The 4494-nt window shown below is 69.5% G+C and carries 7 protein-coding genes; 1 reads left to right on the forward strand and 6 read right to left on the reverse strand.

Going from position 1 to position 4494, the window contains the following annotated elements; genetic code table 11:
- Positions 1-303: 303 nt before the first annotated feature.
- Both WBP48_RS17400 and WBP48_RS17405 read right to left on the reverse strand, forming a co-directional pair.
- Positions 304-582, reverse strand: coding sequence for an HU family DNA-binding protein (locus WBP48_RS17400; RefSeq protein WP_005051774.1), 279 nt, complete (start codon positions 580-582; stop codon positions 304-306).
- A 162-nt stretch (positions 583-744) separates the two neighbouring features.
- Positions 745-1368, reverse strand: a complete 624-nt coding sequence (locus tag WBP48_RS17405; protein WP_424442000.1) for a TetR/AcrR family transcriptional regulator — start codon at positions 1366-1368, stop codon at positions 745-747.
- A 156-nt stretch (positions 1369-1524) separates the two neighbouring features.
- Here WBP48_RS17405 and WBP48_RS17410 point away from each other — a divergent pair, with 156 nt between their 5' ends.
- Positions 1525-2340, forward strand: a complete 816-nt coding sequence (locus WBP48_RS17410) for an alpha/beta hydrolase (RefSeq protein WP_424442001.1) — start codon at positions 1525-1527, stop codon at positions 2338-2340.
- 180 nt (positions 2341-2520) lie between these two features.
- Here WBP48_RS17410 and rpsN read toward each other — a convergent pair whose 3' ends face one another.
- The 4 genes from rpsN to WBP48_RS17430 all read right to left on the reverse strand — a co-directional run.
- Complete coding sequence (rpsN, locus tag WBP48_RS17415) at positions 2521-2826, reverse strand: 30S ribosomal protein S14 (RefSeq protein WP_424442002.1); 306 nt, start codon at positions 2824-2826, stop codon at positions 2521-2523.
- A gap of 4 nt (positions 2827-2830) precedes the next feature.
- Positions 2831-3001, reverse strand: a complete 171-nt coding sequence (gene rpmG / locus WBP48_RS17420; protein WP_005051772.1) for a 50S ribosomal protein L33 — start codon at positions 2999-3001, stop codon at positions 2831-2833.
- The gene (gene rpmB / locus WBP48_RS17425) at positions 3001-3237 is read right to left on the reverse strand and encodes a 50S ribosomal protein L28 (RefSeq protein ID WP_039402457.1); all 237 of its coding nucleotides are present in this window, start codon (positions 3235-3237) and stop codon (positions 3001-3003) included. The genes rpmG and rpmB overlap by 1 nt, the downstream gene beginning before the upstream one ends.
- Before the next feature lie 331 nt (positions 3238-3568).
- Positions 3569-4494 (reverse strand): FAD-binding oxidoreductase (locus WBP48_RS17430; RefSeq protein ID WP_424442003.1); only part of this gene is annotated, 926 nt, incomplete at its 5' end.

The raw sequence follows: 4494 nt of genomic DNA on the forward strand, positions 1-4494 counted from the left end.
CGGGAGCCCCTCGGCGGGTCGCACCTGGTCGCACCCTGCGACCCACAACGGCCACCTGCGACCCCCCGAGCCCTCCGACCGGGCACGCCCACCCCGACCGGCGGTCGAGTGCCCGCGGGTGGGACGCCGGGCACGCAGAAGGGGGATGCCGACGGCATCCCCCTTCGTGGGGCTTGCTCCCAATCCGGTGGTCGAGTGCGACGCTCGTCGCGAAGGTTTCGATACGCCGCGCACAAGCGCGCGGCTACTCAACCTGAGTCGCAGGCGCGTCAACGCCGCTGCGCGGCATTGACCCGCCTCGACTCACTTGACCGCAGCCTTGAGCTTCGAGCCGGCGGTCACCTTGACGCGCTTGCCCGCGGCGATCTTGATCTCCTCGCCGGTCTGCGGGTTGCGGCCGGTGCGAGCCGCCGTGGCGACCTGCTCGAACGAGAGGAAGCCGGGGATCGTGACCTTCTCGCCCTTGGCGACGGCCTCGGAGACGGCCGAGAACAGGCCGTCGACGACGCGGCCGACGGTGGCCTGGCTCTCGCCGGTGGCGCTGGCGATGCTCGCGACGAGTTCGGTCTTGGTGATAGCCATGGGGTTGTCCTCCAGACGGCAGCTGCCTGCCGCCTTCAGTGAGATCGGACCGGGTGCCGTGCACCCGGGTTGGTCGGTAGGACCGCCCCCGAATATACCCACGAACCGCGGAAATCCGCGGATTTCCGGCCCTCCGGCGTCATATCTCCGGCGTGTCGCGATTCATGCCGTCGACCGCTCGCGATCGACATGGCCAGCGATGACGGCGCGGGCCGTGTCGCCGAACACCGGCGCGACCCGGTCGCGGCCGTCGAGGTACCCGCCGACGAGAGCGGCGTCGCGCAGCAGCACGAGCGCTCCTGCGACCTCGCCGGGGTCGCGCAGGCCGGCCGCGTCGGCGAGGGCCCGCAGCGTCTCGCGGAACCACTCGCGGTGTCGGGCGATCAGGTCGCGGACGGGCCCGGCATCCGGATACTCCGCGGCGGCGTTGATGAAGGGACACCCCCGCGTATGCCGGTGCGCGATGTCCTGCTGGATGCCGCCGATCACGAGCTCGAGCAGCTCTTCCGGCGCAGCACCGCTGGCAGCAGCGGAGGCGGCGGCGTCGTCGAAGAGCGCGCGGATGCCGGCATCCTCCCCCTCGAGATACGCGAGAACCAGCTCTTCCTTGCCGCCGAACTGCTTGTACATGGTCGCGCGGGTCACGCCCGCCACCGTGATGATGCGGTCGACGCCGACCGAGTGGATGCCGTCGTTGTAGAACAGCGCGGTCGCCGCGGCGAGCAGGCGCTCGCGCGCCGACAGCCCGGATCCCGCGATCTCGTCGAGGGAGTCGGAAGAGGTCACAGCAACATTTTCGGTCATCTCAGGAATACCCTTGAGTAGATAGAACGTTCGGTCTACTATCAGGATACAGCAACCGGGATGACCCGGCACGAACTCCCTCGGCATCCCGCGCCACGACGACCGCCACGACACACACAGACAGACAGGAACACCGCCATGAACACGACGCACAAGACACCGATCGTCCTCATCCACGGACTGTGGATGACCCCGAAGAGCTGGGACACCTGGGCCGAGCGTTTCCGCGCCGCCGGGCACGAAGTCATCGTCCCGGGATGGCCCGGGATCGACGATCGCACCGTCGCCGACATCCGCAGCAACCCCGAAGCACTGAAGGGCATCGGCATTCGCGAGATCGTCGACCACTACGAGCGCATCATCCGCGAGCTGCCCGAGAAGCCGATCATCATGGGCCACTCCTTCGGCGGCCTGTTCGTGCAGATGCTCGCCGACCGCGGGCTCGGCGTCGCCTACGTCGGGGTCACCCCGGGGCAGCCGGCGGGCATCACGACGCTGCCGCCGTCGACGCTGTGGACCGGGTTCCCGATCCTGTCGAACCCGTTCGGGCGCAATGGCGCCAAGCCGATCTCGAAGTCGCACTTCCACTTCACGTTCGGCAACGACCTGACGCGCGCCGAGTCCGACCGCATCTGGGAGGAGCAGGCCGTCAACTCCTACAATCGGGTGTTCTTCGAGGGCGTCGCCGGCGCGTTCAACGAGAAGGGCGGGGCCTCGCACGTGGACTACGGCCGCACCGACCGGGCGCCGCTGCTGATCGTCACGGGCAGCCGCGACCACGTCGTGCCGCCCGCGATCGGCAGAGCGATCGTGAAGAGGTACCAGGCCACCGGCAGCCCCGCCGTCGTCGACTACAAGGAGTTCTCCGGCCGCACGCACCGGATCGTCAGCCAGGACGGCTGGGAAGAGGTCGCCGACTTCGCCCTCGACTGGGCCGTCACGCACGCCGCCTAGCCTCCGCCATCTCCCCCCTGTTTCACCCTCGATCCGACGCAAATGGCCGCATGAAGACCGACGCAAGCGACCACTTGCGTCGGATCGCGAGGGGGGAAGGATGCCGACGGGATGAGCTACGCGGAAAGGCCCGCTCCTCTGAATCCAACAGGGGAGCGGGCCTTTCCGCGGCGGAAGTGCTTACCAGCTCGACTTGGTCACGCCGGGCAGCTCGCCCTTGTGCGCCATGTCGCGGAAACGGACGCGCGAGATGCCGAACTTCGACAGGTAGCCGCGCGGGCGGCCGTCGATGGCGTCGCGGCCGCGCAGGCGCACCGGCGACGCGTTGCGCGGGAGCTTCTGCAGGCCGACGCGTGCGGCCTCGCGGGCCTCGTCGGTGGCGTTCGGGTCGACGAGGGTCTTCTTCAGCTCGGCACGCTTCTCGGCATACCGGGCGATGACCTCCTCGCGCTGGTTGTTGCGCGCGATCTTGCTCTTCTTGGCCATGAGATCAGCGCTCCTCTCGGAATTCGACGTGCTTGCGGATCACCGGGTCGTACTTCTTCAGCACGATGCGGTCGGGGTTGTTGCGACGGTTCTTGCGCGTCACGTAGGTGTACCCCGTGCCGGCGGTGGAACGCAGCTTGATGATCGGACGGACGTCCTGAGCCTTCTTCGCCATTAGAGCTTCACACCCTTCGCGATGAGGTCCTTCACGACCGACTCGATGCCGCGGGCGTCGATGACCTTGATGCCCTTGGCCGACACGTTCAGCGTGACCTTACGGCCGAGCGACGGAACGAAGTAGGTCTTCTTCTGCACGTTCGGGTCGAAGCGGCGCTTCGTCCGGCGGTGCGAGTGCGAGATGTTGTGACCGAAGCCGGGAACTGCTCCGGTCACCTGGCACACTGCTGCCATAGTGATGTCTCCTCTTATACCGTGGCACCGGACGGTGCCACCCAAGATCCCTTGTCTGCACCCCACCCGTTGATCGACGAGCGCGCGTCGCACTCCGCTTGTTGAGCGAGCGAAGCGAGTCGAACGCGGGGAAGGGCACGAACTGCGTGCTGGAGTGCGCGCAGACAAAGAGTCAGTCTAGCACGGACAGTCCCGCTCAAGAGTGCGGGGCCGCGACATCCGCCCGAATGGATGCCGCGGCCCCCTCCCCCGGGCCGGCGACGGTTCCCCCGCCGTTGCGCCGGCCGTCCCCGCGCCTCCTACCCCTGGGCGCGGGAACCCTCCGCGGACGTCAGTCCAGCGGGTGGCCCAGGTTGATGACCCCGTCGGGGTCCCACGCCGCCGCGACCTCGCGCAGGCCCGTGACGGCGGCGCCGTACACGGCGGATGCCGGTGCCGGCGTTTCGGCGAAGTTCTTCACGACGGCGCCCGAGGAGTAGGCGCCGAGCCCGTCGATCACGTGCGCTGCCGCGGCGCGCACCTGCTCGGCGGCTTCTGGTACAGGAACGATGCCGAGCACGAACACCAGACCGGCGCCGTCCACAGCGCTGACCGCACCGCCGTCCCCACGGCCGGGGGACAGCGCCCCGCCGAGCTGCCGCACCTCGATCGACAGCAGCGGTGCCGCCGCCGGAGCGAGCGCCGCATCGAGCACGGCGCCGACGGATGCCGGGGTCAGCTCGCTCAGCACGACCGCTTCCCCACGCGCAGGCACGGGGTCCACCGGATCGCCGTGGACCGACGAGAGCTCCGACGGCGGCATCGGCCGGACTGTGTCGAGCTCCGGCGCCAGCGCGCGCAGCGGCTCCAGCAGCCGGGCGGCCTCGTCGGCATCCGCCTGGATCGCCACCTCGACCGACACGAAGGAGCGTCCCCGCAGGGCGTCGGGCAGTTCCGGGAGCGGCGGATAGCGGAGGATGCGGGCGAGCGAGGTGACGGCATCCGGGACGGTCTCGGTCCACTCGCGCCACGCGTGGGCAACGTCGGCGGCTCGCTCGAGCGGCCACAGCAGCCCGCCCGCCCAGACCTGCGCGACCGGCACGAGCGCGAGTTCCACGGCGGTCACGACGACCGGCGCCGTGCCCCCTCGCAGCGCCCAGAACAGGTCGGGGTTGCGGTCGGCATCCGCCGTCACGACCCTGCCCTGCGCGTCGACGGCCTCGACCGCGACGATCTGGTTCGCGGCGAGGCCATGCGACCTGGCGAACCAGCCGAGGC

The sequence above is a fragment of the Microbacterium sp. genome, from assembly GCF_049661145.1.
GTDB lineage: Bacteria > Actinomycetota > Actinomycetes > Actinomycetales > Microbacteriaceae > Microbacterium.